The sequence below is a fragment of the Acinetobacter sp. YH12156 genome, assembly GCF_013418235.1.
Taxonomy (GTDB): Bacteria; Pseudomonadota; Gammaproteobacteria; order Pseudomonadales; family Moraxellaceae; genus Acinetobacter; species Acinetobacter pseudolwoffii.
On record NZ_VPCL01000002.1, the window covers coordinates 287,655 to 305,123 of the forward strand.

Sequence of the window (17,469 nt, forward strand, 5' to 3'; positions counted from 1 at the left end):
GGAACTTAGTGCTGTAACACCGAAATATCAGCCACTTTCGTAAACAAATCACGCAGCTGAGCAAGCATACGTAAACGGTTTGCTTTCAAGTCAGCATCATCAGCCATCACCATTACACCGTCAAAGAAAGCATCGACTGGCGCACGAAGTGCAGCTAAAGCTGAAAGTGCAGCAGTGTAGTCTTTGGCAGTAAATAACGGCTCAACCACAGGTGTAATTTTTGCAAGTTCAGCGAACAATGCTTTTTCAGTATCTTCAACCAGGTTTGCTTCAACCACTTGACCTTCAGGAGCAGCTTCTTTTGCAAGAATATTGGCAACACGCTTGTTTGCAGCAGCAAGCGCAGCAGCTTCAGGCAAGGCACGGAAGTGATTGACCGCATTGACACGCTTGTCAAAATCAAGCGGTGATTTAGGCGATAACGCTTGAACTGCTTGAATCACATCAACTGCAACGCCTTGATCTTCGTATTTGGCACGGTAACGACCTTCTAAGAATGCAACAGCATCATTTAAAGTCTTGTCGTGATCTTTCAATACATCGCCATAAGCAGCTAAAGCAAGTTTGATCAAATCTTCAATTGATACATCAAGTTCATTTTCAGTCACAAGACGCAAGATGCCAATTGCAGAACGACGTAGTGCAAATGGGTCTTTAGAACCTGTGGGTGCTTGACCAATACCGAAAATACCCGTCAAAGTATCTAAACGATCCGCAAGGGCAATGGTTGTACCTGTTTTGGTTTTCGGTAAAACGTCACCCGCGAATTTAGGTAAATACTGCTCGCCTAAAGACTCAGCAACTTCATCATTTTCGCCTTCAAGACGTGCGTAGTAAGTCCCCGCGATCCCTTGAAGTTCAGGGAACTCACCCACAAGTTCAGAGGTTAAGTCACATTTTGCCAGAAGGGCCGCTTTTTCAGCATCGGCAGCATTTGCACCTGTAATTGGCGCTAAAGCCACAGCCAATTTTGCAATACGTTCCGACTTGTTCCAAAGCGTGCCCAATTCTGCTTGGAACACCATGTTCGCCAATTTCTGTTTACGCGATGCAAGCGGTTGCTTTTGATCTTGCAGGAAGAAGAATTCAGCATCCGACAAACGTGGACGAACCACTTTCTCGTTACCTTCAATAATTTGTGTCGGGTCTTTCGACTCAATGTTCGACACCGTAATGAAGTACGGTTGCAGTTTATTGTCAGCATTCACTAAACAGAAGTACTTTTGGTTGTCCTGCATGGTGGTAATTAATGCTTCTTGCGGAACAGCAAGGAAGCGTTCTTCAAAGCTTGCACGAAGCGCAACAGGCCATTCAACCAATGCTGTTACTTCGTCACGAAGGTCACTTGGTACAATTGCAATGGCATTGACTTCATCAGCCAATGCTTTCACTTGCTGATCGATGATGGCTTGACGTTCTTCAAAAGAAGCCACAACATGCGCTGCTTTTAATTTTGCTAAGTATTCGTCAGCATGCGTTAAAGTGATTGCTTCAGGTGCATGGAAACGATGACCGAAAGTCACGTTAGCTGCTTTGTGATCCTGAATGGTTGCATCAACAATATCGTTGTCTTTAAGCAATACCACCCATTTCACAGGACGTACAAATTCAGTACGGCTCGCCGCAGAACGCATGCGTTTTGCAATTGGCAGGTTGTCCAAGGCATTTTGTAAAATTTGCGGGAGTAAAGCGTCTAGGCTTTGACCTTTCACGTCTTTCAAGTAGCACACTTTTTCAACTTTACCGGCTTGGAAAGTCGATACTTGATCAACCGTGATGCCTTGACCACGCATAAAGCCTTCAAGCGCTTTAGTCGGGTTGCCTTCCGCATCAAAGGCTGCTTGCTTTGCAGGGCCGTCGAAACGTTTTTGCGTGTCAGCTTGCGCGCCGTCAACATTTTTAATTTTTAATGCCAAACGACGTGGTGCTGCATAGGCTTCGATAGAATCAAAAACAAGACCAGCATCTTTTAAGCCTTTTACGGTTTCTGCTCGCAATGCATCACGTAATTTTTTTAAGCTTTTCGGTGGAAGTTCTTCACAGCCTAATTCGAACAAAACGGTATGTTTAGACATTATTTGCTCTCCTTAGATTCAACTTTTGCTTCCGCTTCAACTTGTGCTTTTAACTGCGCTAACACTTCATCACGAAGCTCAGGTTCAGCCATCGGGAAGCCTAACTTCGCACGCGCTGCTACATAGCTATTTGCAATGGCACGTGCCAAAGTACGCACACGTAAAATATAACGCTGACGTTCAGTCACCGAAATCGCGCCACGCGCATCTAATAAGTTAAAGCAGTGTGAGGCTTTAATCACTTGCTCATAAGCAGGCAATGGCAGTTCAGCTTCGATTAAACGTGTTGCTTCAGCTTCGTAGAAATCGAACAGCTCAAACATTTTTTCAACGTTTGCATATTCAAAGTTGTAAGTTGACTGCTCAACTTCATTTTGATGGAACACATCGCCATAGGTCACAGTACCGAACTGACCTTTGGTCCAAACTAAATCGTAAACCGAGTCTACACCTTGCAAGTACATGGCAAGACGCTCAAGACCATAGGTGATTTCACCTGTTACCGGGTAGCATTCAACACCGCCCACTTGCTGGAAATACGTGAACTGAGTCACTTCCATACCGTTGAGCCAGACTTCCCAGCCTAGACCCCAAGCACCGAGGGTTGGCGATTCCCAGTTGTCTTCTACAAAACGAATGTCGTGTACCAGTGGGTCGATCCCAATCGCTTTAAGCGAGTCAAGGTAGAGCTGTTGGATGTTGTCCGGGTTTGGCTTCAGTACCACCTGGAATTGGTAATAATGTTGCAGACGGTTGGGGTTTTCGCCATAACGGCCATCTTTCGGACGACGTGACGGCTGAACGTAGGCTGCGTTCCAGGTTTCAGGCCCTAAAGCACGAAGGAAAGTCGCTGTATGGAATGTTCCTGCGCCCATTTCCATGTCGTAAGGCTGCAAAATTACACAGCCTTGCTCCGCCCAGTAAGTTTGTAAGGCAAGAATTAAGCCTTGGAAGGTATCAATATGCGATATGGCGCGACTCATGGTCATCCACTTAAAATTAGAGAAAAATTGTGCTCAATTATAAGGACTTTGCAGGGGAGTGGCAAAGGGTTAATGTGTGGAACCTTTTTTGAAAAAACCCAGAATACCTTTAAACAAGAAGAGTCATCTATGCATCTGTCGTGATTTCAGCTTTACTGGCCGATTGAGGCTAACTTAAAAATCAAGAATAAATCAGATATATGGCATCCGATTAACCGGAGCATTATAAAGCTCAACTGATCTTATACGATTAGCATCCTAAAATTAGTTTAATATTCACACAATATAATAATGCTTAAAAATAAGGAAATTCATGACCACTTATCAAATTCAATGTCATTTAAAATATAAGGTTGTCCAGACCACAGAATTTGTTTTTCTGATTCAGGCGGCACATCATTCCGATCAAACTATTCTTGAACAACAACTGACATTTAATATGCCTGTCGTATGGCGTGAATTCCAGGATTTAAATCATCAAAATCGTTATATACGTCTGCATGTCCAACCTTGTGATGTCTTTGAAGTGCACTATGACGCGACAGTTGAACGTCATCCGGTGATCAATGCAGATGCGCAGCATAATCTGAATGAAGTGCTGATTCCGAATTTGCCTGATGCGGTGCTGCCTTATTTGCTGGCCAGCCGTTACTGTAATTCGGATTTATTTGCAGAAATGGCTAATCGGTCCTTTGGCTGGATGACGCCGGGTTATGCGCGGGTCAAAGCGATTGAACAATGGATTTATAACAATATATTTTATGTTTCTGGCAGCACGGATCAGTTTAGTACTGCAACAGATGTGCTCATCCATCGGGCGGGCGTCTGTCGTGACTTTGCTCATTTAGGTATTGCGCTGTGTCGTGCTTTAGGCATTCCAGCACGCATGGTGGTCGGTTATGTCGAAATCGAAAAGTTTTTACCCGATTTTCACGCCATTTTTGAAGCTTATTTAGAGGGTGGGTGGGTACTGTTTGATCCGACCCGTTTGGCGCCTGTAGAAAATTTAATTCGGATTGGCACTGGCATCGATGCCGGAGATGTGGCATTTTCGACCTTCTATGGTGAGGTCGAGCTGATTAAAATCGAGCCGATTATTCGATCTGAATCAGATGAAAATCCGTTATCAAAGCCCACTAAAATTACTGCAAAATAACATGATTTTAAACAGTTTTATCAGCTTCATTGTAAGTCACGATGTTGTTGGAATATGCATGAAGTATAAAGCCTCAGCCCTTCAAAACCATTTTGATGATGAGCAATCATACCGACATTTTTTTTCTAAAAAGTAGGCATACCTGCAGCATTAAAAGATATAAAACAAATATACCTTTAAGGCTGCTTGGTTCTATAATGCGGAAAATCGATAAAAAGTAAATCAGGTAGACTGTGTTTCACTCAAATCTAGACTGGCTCAATACCTTAAAACCAAACTTCAAAGTCCTTCCGCTCAAAGACCGTCTGTTATGCGGCATCGGTGCCCTGATCGGCTTGGCCGTATCCTCATTGCTGAGTTTGTGGATTCTGGGTGATTTTAAGGCCTGGTATATTGCACCGATGGGGGCGTCTTCGGTGTTGCTGTTTGCAGTGCCGGCCAGTCCTCTGGCACAGCCCTGGAATATTATGGTGGGGAATACCATTGCGGCTGTGGTCGGCGTAACCTGCGCATTATTCATGGCCAATCCGACTGAAGCTTTTAGTGTCGCCGTCGCTCTGTCGATTATGCTGATGATGACCACAGATTCCTTGCATCCCCCGAGTGGTGCGGTCGCGATTACTGCGGTCTTGGGCGGAAATGCGGTACATGATCTGGGCTATGCCTTTGTGTTTTATCCGGTGCTCTTAAATTCACTGCTGCTGATGATCATCGCCATTGTATTTAACCGCATGATTGGCAAGAGCTATCCGCAGCAGGCGCAACTGAATACCCGTTCTAAAGATCCAACCCCGACCCAGAAAGTTACCATTCAGCCGCAGGATATTCAGGACGTGCTAGACCAGCAAACAGAATTGCTGGATATCAGTGAATATGACCTGCAAAAGATTATTCTGGAAGCACAGGATATTGCCAATGCGCGGGCGGTGCATGAATTTACTTGTCAGGATATTATGACCAAAGATGTGGTCACGCTGCATGAAAATGACAATATTCATCATGCGCTGGACAAGTTTAAACAGATGAACCTGATGAGCCTGCCCGTGGTCAATGCAGAAGAAAAACTGGTCGGCACTTTGGCCATGTATGACGTGGTGGAATGGTTTAAGCGTGCTTCGGATATTCGCAGCAGTTGGGAAGATCAGGTCAGGCATATTATGAGCTTAAAAGTCGTCACGGTGCAGCCGACCCAGCCGATTCAGGATCTGGTGCCTTATTTTGTTGAACGTTCTTTTAATTATATTCCGGTGGTCAGTCAACAACAGCTGGTGGGAATTATCAGTCGTGCCGATATCATTGCTGCACTGAATCAGGAACTCAATCAACTTAAGATCAAAAGCAGAACTGAATAAGATGATTTTAGAGAAATTATCTGAGTTTAATGCATCTGCTTTGAGCAAGGATTTTGCTTAAAAAGCAGCGATACTTGCCAATAAAAAAGCACGCCAAAACGTGCTTTTTTATTGGACTTGGTTTAGAGGAAGAACCAGTAAATAAACAGTGAAATAATAAAGATACACATAATATTCAGTACAAAACCGACTTTCATCATTTCGCTTTGCTGGATATGACCGGTTCCAAAAACAATCGCATTGGGCGGGGTAGCTACCGGCAGCATAAAGGCACATGAGGCACCAATACCAATGACAATCACCAGAATTTCTTTGGGCATGCCCATCTGATCCGCAATTGCGGCAAATACTGGTACCAGCAGGGCAGCCGAAGCGGTATTACTGGTAAATTCAGTCAGGAAGATAATAAAAGTGGCGACTACAAAAATAATCATCAGCGGGGAGGCATCACCAAAGGCATTGGCCAGAGTTTGCCCCAGTACCAGCGAACTGCCTGAATCCTTCAGAATGGCACTCAAGGTCAGACCACCACCAAATAGGTACAAGACCCCCCAGTCGGTATTTTCTGCAATCTGTTTCCAGCTTGCGGTACCTAGAATTACCACCAGACAGGCAGCCGAAATTGCAATCCAGGTATCCGGCTGAGAAATACCAAAAATTTCGGTGAATTTTTTACTGAAAATCCAGGCAATTGCAGTACAGAGAAAGAGGATCATGGTGGCTATACGGGTGCCGGTCCAGGGAATATCTTCGGTCACAAATTGTACTTTGTGATTTAGTTTTGGACGTAGTACCAGATATAAACTGACTAGCATGGCGGGGAGAATAATGAACATCATCGGCAAGCCGATTTTCATCCAGTCGGCAAAATCATAGCCGAGTGCCTTGGCGGCAATGGCATTCGGAGGGGAACCGACCATGGTGCCCAGCCCGCCAATACTGGCCGAATAGGCAATGCCGAGCAGGATAAAGACAAAAGTTTTACGATCCTTGCTGACATCCAGATGTGAAAGCAAGCCTAAGGCCAAAGGCAGCATCATGGCAGCAGTGGCCGTATTGGAAATCCACATGGACAGCAGCGCCGTCACCACAAAAATCGCCAGTACAGAAATACCCAAATGCCCACCAGACATGGAGATAATCCACATGGCAATTTTCCGGTCCAGCTTCTGGATATGCAATGCCGTTGCCAGCGCAAAACCACCAAAAAACAGGAAAATGACAGGATCGGCAAAAGTGGCCAAAGCGGCTTGTGTGGTGATGGGAACCAGTCCCCCGTCAGAGGCCATTGGCATGGCGAGTAACACCGCCATCACTGGAACTAAAAGTGCGGTAATGGTGATATGAATCGCTTCAGTCAGCCAGAGAATACCGATAAAAGCCAGCAGAGCCAGACCCTTATTGGCATTCTGGTCATAGGGCAGATAAAGATAGAGGCTATAGGCCACAATAGCTGCAACAACAATAAGGATCCAGCCTTTGAGCAGCCCTTTAGGCATCGCATTGGTTGGGGTGGCTAGATTGGTCTGAGTCATATGCTCTCCTTGCAAGGTTTTTATTTACGTCATTTTTTTATATCAGCTTTGAATTTGTAATTTTGCTTTGTTTAAAAAATACCCTATTTAAAGATACTATAACCAGATTGTTGCAATAATCCAGCACTTTGCCAGAGGGCATACAGGCCCAAGCCAAAAAGTAAAGCCAGGACAATCCATTTGAAGTGCTGCTGAGATAAACGATGGCGTATTTTGCCTCCGATCCAGACACCAGCAAGGGCGAATAAGCTGATCCCGATCAGAATATGCTGTTGATGGGTTTCCAGTGTGATCAGAATTGGAAATAGTAAAATCAGCTGAATCAGTTTACCGGCAATAAAATTGAGATTACTGATAATAACAATATCTATCTTTGAGAGCTGGCAACTCATCAGATACATCATCAGAAAAGGTGCCATAGCATTGGTCGCACCTCCAATAATGCCGGCCAGTAAACCAAAACAGAGCATGCTGGAAATATGCGGACTAACTTGTAAGGGTCGTGCCCGTAACTGGTCCAAGACATAAAATACAATTACCAGACCCAATAACAGTTTTAAATAAGCCTCATTTAGCCAAAGTAACAGCTTGACCCCGAGTACACTGCCGATCAGGCTACTAAGCATTAATGGCCAATAGCGTTTTATATAATAGCCAATACTATTCAACAGACTATGTGCAGGATCGGCATTCAGCATGATCAGATTCAGCAGCAAACAGGGCAGAATGACAAGGGTAACCGCGATGCTAAGCGGATATGCGCTGGACAGAACAGCCGTACTCATCATGGGAAAGCCGAATCCGCTTAAACCATGCAGCAGTGCAGCTAAGGCACAGAGCCAGAGCATCATCCATTCTGCCTGAGTCATCTGACATCCATTTCAAACATTAGAATATTGAATCTATCGCTAATGTAGCTAAAAGATAAAGTAAAAAGCTGTCATACAGCATAGAAATAACAAAAATATAGGCAAAAAAAAGCCACGATAATCTGGGGGAATTACCGTGGCATCAAAATCTCACCCCATTAAATTGGGTGAAGGAGGAAGCACTTCAATACATCTTGCTATAAATTAGGATGCATATTAATAGCGTTTATCCTGATTAACGGTGCGCACAGGATTTTGATAGCCCTGAACTTGCTGAACCTTGTCCTGTTCAATGCTGTACTGCTTTTTTGGCATGATTAACCACAGAACCAGATAGACCAGAATGCCCGGAAATGCAGCACTCATGACCGAAATCACCACAAAGATAAGGCGTAATAAATTTGCGTTCCAACCAAAACGTTCAGCAATACCACCCATCACACCTGCAATCATGTTTGAGCGGTTAGAGCGATATAAACCAACATTGGCCATTAAAATCTCCTGATTAAAAATAGGGTTGAATCCTAAAACAGATCCATACTTCAAAAATGGAGTTGTTTCAAAATTTTTAAAGTGCTGATTGCAAATAAATTCGTTAAGTAATGTTAATAAAGATTAAATCCAGCTTTAAGAGCCACTAACATAGTGAAAATTCTATTGAACTCTTATGTAAAGTTCATTGGCTTACAATGTGCTGTGTTTCCTAATTTAGGTATGCTTTAAAATGAAATTGGATGTATCAAGTTGTACATTAAGCAGTTTTTTTAAATTCGGCCTAATGTTGGGGGGAGTGGGCTTGCTACAGGCTTGTGATCGCCATCAAGTCAAGCCTGAGCAGGAGCTTCAGGCAGAATCAGGACAGGAGGGGGTGAAAATTTCCGCTGCGAATTCACAGCCTGATGTCGTGCCGGTGAGTGCAAAATCTTTAACTCAGGTAGCAGGGCAAGCTACCCTTCGGGCAGAAACCGAGTCAAATCTGGCCGTCGTACCAGATTATGCCAAAGATTTTATCGGCCGCTATTATACCGAGATCGACTGTGATGGTAACTTTGCGCCCTGCAATGAGGGTAAGGCAGAATTTATTTTGACCTTAATGCCGGATGGTACGGTGCATCGCAGCATTTTGCAGTATGGCAAAGTGTTTATTGATAATGCCAAAAGTAGCACTGCCAGCAATATCACCTATCGCAAAGACCGTTGGTTTATCAATCCGGAGCGTACCGAGGTGGTGGTGAGTCGTAAAGAAGGGGCGAGCTTTTATTATACGATTAAGGATTCGAACCATCTGGTGATGAATCTGGACAAAATCTATAGTGAAAAGGAAAGAATCAATCGTGAATTATTTGATCGCGGCTATCCTGCACCCTCTAAAGCTTATGAGCTGGTAAAAGACACCACATTTGATATTAGAAAATAATGCGATAAGAAACGGCGCTGCTCTTTTTTTTAGAATTAGATTAAAGAAAACTATTTATAACTGTTTAAAAATCAAAACAAGTTTTGAAGACAAATCAGCCTAAAATCCAAGCGTGAAAATATAATAGCAGCTGATAGAAAGCAAATGAAAATAGTGTAGGGGATGTTTCAGAAGACATTCTAAGTAAAGAATGGTGGGCCGTCCGCGACTCGAACGCGGGACCAATGGATTAAAAGTCCACTGCTCTACCAACTGAGCTAACGGCCCATTCTGGGTAATCAAAATGAATTTGATTGAGATTTCTAAAACTGATGTTTTAGAATGATGGTGGGCCGTCCGCGACTCGAACGCGGGACCAATGGATTAAAAGTCCACTGCTCTACCAACTGAGCTAACGGCCCATCAAGGGATATCAAAGAAATGGTGGGCCGTCCGCGACTCGAACGCGGGACCAATGGATTAAAAGTCCACTGCTCTACCAACTGAGCTAACGGCCCTGAACCGGCATTCAAACTAGGTTTGAATGTATAGTGCAAGTCAAGCTAAATAGCTTAAAGCACCACTTTGTTTGATGGAGCGTATTGTAGCAAGATCTCATTTCAGCGCAAGCAAAAAATAACAAAGTTGCCCATGTTTGATTATAAATAGAACAATTGTGCTTTATCTAAACAAAAAATAGGCAACTTCAGTACTTAGAAGCGATATTGGTAGGCCTGAATGTTGGCAAAAATCTCTGCTGTGAGCTCAGAATAGGCCGTTGCACCTGGTAAGAGAACCAACAGGCGTTCATCGGTTTTATTCGGATCGAATGCTTGCTCTTTCAATCTGTTTTTCTGGTATTTAAAGGTGCCTGTCGTTTCGACTTGCTGCTGGATACGTAAAAACACCGGAACGGCATAAGCAGGCAAGCATTGCTTAAAGGTGCTGACCATCTGTTGCAGGTCTTCTTGATTCAGTTGCATATCTGGTTTTAAGGTCAGTGCTGCCATCCCGGCACGACCATTGGTATTTGGAATTTCAACGCCATAGACTACTGCTTCAACAATTTTGTCATACTGGGTGAGCATATTTTCGACTTCGGTGGTCGAGACATTTTCACCTTTCCAGCGGAAAGTATCACCTAAGCGGTCGACAAACTGGGCATGACGAAAGCCGATATTACGTACCAGATCGCCCGTATTGAAATAAGCATCACCTTTGCCAAATACATCCTGCATGATCACGGACTTGTTTTTTTCCGGGTCGGTATAACCATCAAAGGGTGAGCGACGGGTAATTTTACCAATCAGTAAACCTGTTTCACCTTTTTTCACCCGTTTGCAGTGACCCTTGTTATCCCGAACCGGTTCATTTTTATCTTTATCAAAGGCAATAATGGCATAGGGTGTCGGGGAGAAACCGACGGTATTGTCAAAATTGAAAATATTGCTAAAACCGACATTGCCTTCACTGGACGCATACAATTCCAGCACTTCCTGAATCCCAAAACGGGATTTGAACTTGTCCCAGATATTCGGGCGCATGCCATTTCCAATCATTCGGGTGACCCGATGGTCTTTTTCCAGTTCAGAGGGAGGGGCATCCATCAGATAGCGGCACAACTCACCGACATAGCCAATCGCAGAGGCATCAAATTTCTTTACATCTTTCCAGAAGGAGGAGGTCGAGAATTTACGTCGAATCGCAAGCGTTCCTGCACCTGCAATCACGCCACACCAGCACACCACCATGCCTGTGGCATGATAAAGCGGCAGGGTGCAGTACATCACATCATCTTTCTTCAGGTTTAGCACATGGCCATAGGTGCCATAAGCCAGCGTCCAGCGCCCGTTGGTAAAGATCACCGCTTTAGGTAGGCCCGTGGTACCCGAGGTGTAAATATAGAACAGCCCATCTTTGCCTTGCACCGAATGGGTGGTCGGTGGATTGAATTTCGGGGAGAGATCGATTTTTTCAGCCAGGTTGATAAAGCCTGCAGGTGCCTGACCCGGATCGGCTTGAGTATTTTGATCTGCAAACCAGTGCAAGCGGTCACTGCTAATATTCAGGTCATTACGAATTTCGTTGACTGCATGACGACATTCTTCACCGACAATCAGGGCAATCGGTTTGACCAGATTGATACTGTGGGTCAGCACTTTGCCGACTTGAGAGGTATTGACCAGTGCCGTGGTGACACCCAGTTTAGCCAGACCAATCACGCTGGCAATCAGTTCAGGGCGGTTCTCGACCATCAGCGCCACGACATCACCTTTTTTGGCACCCAAGGAAAGATAGAAATGGGCAATCTGGTTGGCCCAGGCATTAAGAGCGGTATAACTATAGCTTTGATCTTCAAAACGCAAAGCGATACCTTCCGGATTACGCTGTGAAGCTTTTTCAAAAGCCAGACCCAGACCGGCCGGTGTATTCGGAGTACGTAAATAAGCCTGTCTTAGCCCAGTCAGCAAATTAGGCACTTTGATTAAGAAGGCCGGGATTTTGGCAGCGACATCTGCAATACCAATAAGATCGTGCGGTTTCATTTGGGTCATGAGAATCCTATTTGTTTTTCGTATCCGATAGGTTTAATTTATATACAGTAGACAAGCTATCCATCTTTTAACGTTAAAAAGCTAGTGCAATCTACCTATTTTGACCAAATCTAGCAAAAAAAACCTAGTCATCGAAATGACTAGGTTTTTTTATGTGACTGCAATTGGGCAAATTATGACTCAGTTGCAGTATTGGCTTTTTTCGGTGGACGGCCACGTGGACGGCGCGGGCGAGCAGCTTGCTTCTCGGCTTTTTCCGCTTCGCTGGCTTCAGCTTCCTCTACGGTCGCTTCTGCCACATCTTTGCTTTTTGCCACAGGCGCTTCTGTTTCAGCACTTGCTTCAGCTGGAGCAGCTTCTTCGACCTGAACTTCAGCTGGTGCAACTTCAGTGGTCACTTCTACTGGTGCTGCGGTTTCAGTTGCTGGTTCCGTCGGTTGAGTATTTTCCGTCGTTTCAACCACTGCTTCCGATGCTACAGGTGCTTCAGTTACAGCTGCTTCAACAGGTTCAGCTGGTGCTTCTACTGCTACAGGTTCTGGCGCAGCTTCAACTGACGGCGCGGCTTCTACTTTTGCCTGCTGTTTGGCTTGTTGCAAAGCCTGTTCCGCAGCCTGTTTGGCCAAACGGCGACGCTCACGTGGATCGTTGGCAACACGCTTGTCTGAGACCGGTTTTGGTGGGTTCAGGTCCAGGACTGGAGCAGGCTCTGCTTCAACCTTGGCTACCGTTACTTCAACATCACGGGTGACCGGTTTTTTCTCTGCAGCAGCAGGTGCTGCGGCAGCCACCAGACTCGCGTTGTACTCTTTCGTGAACTTTTCTAAAGCACGGTTGAAGGTTGGTAATAAACCAAACTGTTCAATCAGCACTGAGCAGTCTTCACCATAGACATGACGAATCAGGCTACCAATGGTGAACTGGCCCAAAGTTGGCACTTGTGACGGTGTTAACTGCTGAGCTGCAGGTTGTTGCGACTGTGCTGCACGCTGCAGGCGACGACGCTGACGCGGATCGTTGCTAGCCCGGGTTTTTTCAGACGTTGCTTCAGTCGCTACAATTTCTTCCACAGGAGCTGTCAAGGTGGCTTCAACCACATTTTCAGCTGCAGCCGCTTCAACTGGCGCATCTGCCGGTGCAGTGACTTCAACTGCTGGCGTTGCAACTGTAGCATTGTCATTCAATGCCACGATTTCGCTTTTTGCCTGGTCAATATTTACGACCATTGCTGTTGGCATCACATCCGGACGGGGTGCATCGACCAATTCAACACGAAGCTGCTTGTCATTGACGGCCGGCGCTTCAACAACTGCAGGAGCTGCCTGAGGCGCTTGTTCGTTCAGAACACTTGGATCGCGGTGGCGATTTGGGCGTTCCGGACGTTGCTGGTTGCGGCGGTCACGGCGCGGCATTGCCTGTTGTGGCTGTTGTTCATTGTTCTGAACATCATTTTGCTGCGCTGGCTCGTTGTGATGCTGACGGCGAGAATGACGCTTGTTTTCACGTGCTTCATGGCGTTGTTCTTGACGAGACACCTGAACCACTTCTTCATGCACTTGATGTTGCTGAGGTGCAGGAGCTTCAGACTGAACCTGCTCGCGCGGTTCTTTGTGCTTCGGGTTCGGGTTGCGCGGTTTCTTGTTGTGACGTGGTGCTCTTTCTTCACGCTCTGCCGGTTTTTCTGCCGCATCACGTTCCTGTTTTTGTGCAACAGTCGATGGTGCCAGGTAAGCATTATTGTTGCTTGATACAGCAGCAGGTTGTGCTACGTGCTGTGGTGCTGGCTGTGCAACCGGTGCAGCCACCTGACCGAACTGGCCACGACTTACCGCACCGCCATTGATCATTTGTTCAATCGCTGCTGCAGCATTATTGGCAGTACGTGATGGATCAACAGTCGCTGCCTGTTTTTGTACAAACAGGTTTTCTAACCATGCACATGGGCTGCTTGAAGCCACTGGAGCTGCTGCCTGTACAGGTGCTTGCTGTGCCACTTGCGGTTGAGCCGGCTGGTTTTGTGGATTGCGGCGTTTATTGTTATTACGGCCGTTGTTTTGTTGCGGCTGTGAAGGCGCTGGTGCTGCGTGTTGCGCATGCTGCTCTTCTTCTAGATGCCATTCAGAAGACTCATAGCCCAATTCTTTTTCACTTGAACGGGTCGCTTCGGTACGTTCATAGCTGGTTGGGGCAAAGCCTTCGGCATTATAGGTAATTTCATAATGCGGTGTTTCTAGATGTGGATGCGGCAATACTGTCACACGTACATTCGAGGTCTGTTCCAGATATACCAGGGTATGACGCTTTTCATTCAACATGAATGCAGCAATTTCGACCGGAACTTCGACCTGAACTTCACCTTGACGTTCACGCAGCGCAATCTCTTCCACTTTACGCATGATTGAAAGTGAAAGTGAACGCAAGTCACGTACCATGCCGGTACCATGACAGCGTGGGCAGACATAGCCAGTCGCTTCTTCAAGAGAAGGACGTAGACGCTGACGGCTCATTTCCATCAGGCCAAAACGTGACAATTGACCGAATTGAATACGGGCACGGTCACTCTGGGTCGCTTCACGAAGTTTCGCTTCCACCATACGCTGGTTGCGATCTTTGGTCATGTCGATAAAGTCGATCACCACCAGGCCGCCGATATCGCGTAAACGCAATTGACGCGCAATTTCTTCTGCAGCTTCAATATTGGTGTTCAGCGCAGTATCTTCAACATCACTACCGCGGGTCGATTTTGCTGAGTTGATGTCAATCGACACCAAAGCTTCAGTTTGATCGATGACGATCGAACCGCCAGAAGGCAGTTTTACTTCACGTTCATAGGCAGTCTGAATCTGGCTTTCAATCGCGAAATGAGCAAATAAAGGCTCATTTAAGGTATAGGTTTTTAGTTTGTCGAGTTGACGTGGCATCACTGCTTTTACGAAGTTATAAGCTTCGTTATAGGCTTGCTCAGAGTCAATCAGAATTTCCGCAACATCATCACGCAGGTAGTCACGAATGGCACGTGTCACCACACCCGCTTCCTGATGCACCAACATTGGAGATGGGCCAGAACTTGCTGTTTTCTGGATTTGTGCCCAAAGGTCAAGCAGATGTTGCAGATCAAGTTGCAGCTCTTCTTGTGAACGGCCGATGCCGGCAGTACGCACAATCACGCTCATGCCACGTGGTACGTTAAGCGTCGCCAGCATTTCTTTCAGTTCTTCACGCACAGCACCAGAAATTTGACGGCTGATACCACCACCTTTCGGGTTGTTTGGCATTAAAACCAGGTAACGGCCAGCAAGTGAAATAAACGTAGACAGGGCAGCGCCTTTATTGCCACGCTCTTCTTTTTCCACCTGAACCAAAAGCTCGGTGCCTTCCGTGATCAGTTCACGGATATTTGAGGTCTGGCGTGGATCGGCTTTGTAATATGAGTTTGCGATTTCACGCATCGACAGGAAGCCTTGACGACCTGCACCATATTCGACGAATACAGCTTCTAAAGAAGGCTCAACGCGAGTCACGTGACCTTTATAGATATTGGATTTTTTTTGTTCACGGGTACGATTCTCTAAATCAAAATCGTAAAGACGCTGACCAGTGACAAGTGCAACGCGAATTTCTTCGGCATGTGTTGCATTAATCAACATACGTTTCATGGGTGTAACACCTTATAGTGATACACAGCAAAAAATCGCTATACACGTAGCGAACATCACACATCACGGATCAATGGCTCAAATCTGCAATGAATTTCATTGTGGTCTGAGTCTTTTCTTACCGGCTTCTACTTGTATAGATAGGCTTCGGTTTTGATTCACGTATTGATGATGGCAATACGGCTTCAATCTTTAAACGGATTAAAGTCACCTGAACGCTTCACTGGCGGACGAGCGGTGCATTGGATGTATGTAACTTTCACTGTCACATTGCTCGAAGATCATCCCTTCTTTATAGAAAGTGTCTTGATACGGAATTGTCGTCGTATCTTTACAAACTGTGCAGATCCAATGCATCGACGCTGTAGCCTGAAGTCGTCTTCAGGGTGCGACTAATCTGATGTGTATCAGTTTACGTTTAAAAACCAACGAAAGTTGGCGACATATTTTTTAAGACAAACTGATTTATGTACCTGAGGTACAATTAAACGCAACAGTTTGCTTTGTTTGCCGATATAATAAGCCTTCGGCGTCGGCATAATTCTTTGGGGACCTTCCCGTATCATGTGAGTCTTTAATTGAACAATCAAGTTCAGAAAAATCTGAAATGATTCAACTTTTACCCACAAACGATGGTTTCCGTGCGCTGACTATATCAAACCTTGCATCATCTGCCTATGGGCTAAGCTTATGTTTCTTGTGTAAAGCATAACCTAAGTGATCAGTTTTTAATCAATTTTAGTATTTTTTGGGTCATAGTAACTGTATGAATTCTACGCAACAATGGCAAAACGTCACTTGGTTTGAAGTGGATGAACATCAAGATGGACAACGCATCGATAATTTCCTGTTTAGTCGTCTGAAAGGTGTGCCAAAAAGCCGTATCTATCGCCTGATTCGTGAAGGCCAGGTGCGCGTCAATAAAAAACGCATCAAGGCGGAAACCAAACTGGCGATTGCTGATCAGATTCGCGTTGCGCCGATCCGTTATGAACAAAAAGATGAGTCTGCTGCACCGGTTTCCGACAAAGTGGCACAAGGCTTATTGGCCCGTGTGATTTATGAAGATGAAGGTCTGATGGTCGTCAACAAACCCTCCGGGATTGCCGTGCATGGTGGTAGCGGTGTGGCCTATGGCCTGATTGAAGGCTTACGTGCAGCGACCGGTAAAAAGTATCTGGAATTGATTCACCGTATTGACCGTGATACTTCCGGTCTGGTGATGATTTCCAAAAAGCGCAGTGTGCTTAAGACTCTACAAGACATGCTGCGTGAACATAAAATCAAAAAAACCTATGCCGCCGTGGTAAAAGGGCAGGTCAGTCTGGATAAACAGCTGATTGATGCACCTTTACATCGTTATGAGCTGGCCAATGGTGAACGTCGTGTCTGTGTGTCACCGAAAGAAGGCAAAGAGTCTAAAACCCAGTGGAATGTGCAGGAACGCTTTATGCATGCCACACTGGTATATGCATCTCCGCTTTCTGGTCGAACCCATCAGATTCGTGTTCATGGTTTGAGCATTGGTCATCCGCTAGTAGGCGATGAAAAATATGGTCATGAAACTGGTTATAACGGGCCGAAACCGCGCCGCTTGTGTCTGCATGCCATGCGTCTGGAGATTCCGGGTTATGCCATGATTGAAGCACCTTTGCCGGAAGATATGCAGAGTCTGGTGGCGCAGTTAAGAGCACAGAAAGCGGATAAGCCGACGGCTCAGTAAAGACTTATTTTTTTTCTTTTAATAAATTCAATCCACCCTAACCCTCCTTTGAAAAAGGAGGGAATTCCCCTCTTTCTTAAAGAGGGGCTAGGGGAGATTTTAGGCATTAAACCTCTCTCTAGCCCTCTTCTACAAGGAGAGGGCTAGAGAGAGTTGGTAAAGCTACCTA

11 protein-coding genes and 3 tRNA genes are annotated in these 17,469 nt (G+C 45.5%); 4 read left to right on the forward strand and 10 right to left on the reverse strand.

What is annotated here, in order from left to right:
- Positions 1-5: 5 nt before the first annotated feature.
- Both glyS and glyQ read right to left on the reverse strand, forming a co-directional pair.
- The gene (glyS, locus tag FTU87_RS04320; RefSeq protein ID WP_180096717.1) at positions 6-2,075 is read right to left on the reverse strand and encodes a glycine--tRNA ligase subunit beta; all 2,070 of its coding nucleotides are present in this window, start codon (positions 2,073-2,075) and stop codon (positions 6-8) included.
- Positions 2,075-3,058, reverse strand: coding sequence for a glycine--tRNA ligase subunit alpha (glyQ, locus tag FTU87_RS04325; protein WP_005095400.1), 984 nt, complete (start codon positions 3,056-3,058; stop codon positions 2,075-2,077). Before glyQ ends, glyS begins: the two co-directional genes overlap by 1 nt.
- Before the next feature lie 313 nt (positions 3,059-3,371).
- Here glyQ and FTU87_RS04330 point away from each other — a divergent pair, with 313 nt between their 5' ends.
- Together FTU87_RS04330 and FTU87_RS04335 are read left to right on the forward strand one after the other, a co-directional pair.
- The gene (locus tag FTU87_RS04330) at positions 3,372-4,214 is read left to right on the forward strand and encodes a transglutaminase family protein (protein ID WP_180096718.1); all 843 of its coding nucleotides are present in this window, start codon (positions 3,372-3,374) and stop codon (positions 4,212-4,214) included.
- Between the two features lie 233 nt (positions 4,215-4,447).
- Positions 4,448-5,566 carry an HPP family protein gene (locus tag FTU87_RS04335; RefSeq protein WP_005095404.1) on the forward strand — a complete coding sequence of 373 codons (1,119 nt, stop codon included), beginning with the start codon at positions 4,448-4,450 and terminating at the stop codon, positions 5,564-5,566.
- A 122-nt stretch (positions 5,567-5,688) separates the two neighbouring features.
- Here FTU87_RS04335 and FTU87_RS04340 read toward each other — a convergent pair whose 3' ends face one another.
- The 3 genes from FTU87_RS04340 to FTU87_RS04350 all read right to left on the reverse strand — a co-directional run bounded on the left by FTU87_RS04340 (position 5,689) and on the right by FTU87_RS04350 (position 8,462).
- Positions 5,689-7,101 carry a DASS family sodium-coupled anion symporter gene (locus FTU87_RS04340; protein ID WP_180096719.1) on the reverse strand — a complete coding sequence of 471 codons (1,413 nt, stop codon included), beginning with the start codon at positions 7,099-7,101 and terminating at the stop codon, positions 5,689-5,691.
- Positions 7,102-7,184: 83 nt separating this feature from the next.
- Positions 7,185-7,970: a sulfite exporter TauE/SafE family protein gene (locus tag FTU87_RS04345; RefSeq protein WP_180096720.1), complete on the reverse strand. Its 786-nt coding sequence runs from the start codon at positions 7,968-7,970 to the stop codon at positions 7,185-7,187.
- A 216-nt stretch (positions 7,971-8,186) separates the two neighbouring features.
- A complete protein-coding gene (locus tag FTU87_RS04350; RefSeq protein ID WP_005095409.1) occupies positions 8,187-8,462 on the reverse strand; it encodes a PspC domain-containing protein in 276 nt (91 codons plus the stop codon).
- A 232-nt stretch (positions 8,463-8,694) separates the two neighbouring features.
- Between FTU87_RS04350 and FTU87_RS04355 the strand changes: the two genes are divergently transcribed.
- Positions 8,695-9,387, forward strand: coding sequence for a hypothetical protein (locus FTU87_RS04355; protein ID WP_100357568.1), 693 nt, complete (start codon positions 8,695-8,697; stop codon positions 9,385-9,387).
- 191 nt (positions 9,388-9,578) lie between these two features.
- Here the strand turns inward: FTU87_RS04355 and FTU87_RS04360 are convergent.
- The 5 genes from FTU87_RS04360 to FTU87_RS04380 all read right to left on the reverse strand — a co-directional run bounded on the left by FTU87_RS04360 (position 9,579) and on the right by FTU87_RS04380 (position 15,577).
- Positions 9,579-9,654: transfer RNA gene (locus tag FTU87_RS04360), tRNA-Lys, on the reverse strand.
- Positions 9,655-9,712: 58 nt separating this feature from the next.
- Positions 9,713-9,788: transfer RNA gene (locus FTU87_RS04365), tRNA-Lys, on the reverse strand.
- A gap of 20 nt (positions 9,789-9,808) precedes the next feature.
- A tRNA-Lys gene (locus FTU87_RS04370) sits at positions 9,809-9,884 on the reverse strand.
- Between the two features lie 195 nt (positions 9,885-10,079).
- Positions 10,080-11,921, reverse strand: coding sequence for a long-chain-acyl-CoA synthetase (locus FTU87_RS04375; RefSeq protein WP_180096721.1), 1,842 nt, complete (start codon positions 11,919-11,921; stop codon positions 10,080-10,082).
- Between the two features lie 173 nt (positions 11,922-12,094).
- Entirely contained in the window at positions 12,095-15,577 is a 3,483-nt protein-coding gene (locus tag FTU87_RS04380) for an Rne/Rng family ribonuclease (protein ID WP_180096722.1), read from the reverse strand.
- 766 nt (positions 15,578-16,343) lie between these two features.
- Here FTU87_RS04380 and FTU87_RS04385 point away from each other — a divergent pair.
- Positions 16,344-17,300 carry an RluA family pseudouridine synthase gene (locus FTU87_RS04385; protein WP_180096723.1) on the forward strand — a complete coding sequence of 319 codons (957 nt, stop codon included), beginning with the start codon at positions 16,344-16,346 and terminating at the stop codon, positions 17,298-17,300.
- The last annotated feature ends 169 nt before the right edge of the window (positions 17,301-17,469 follow it).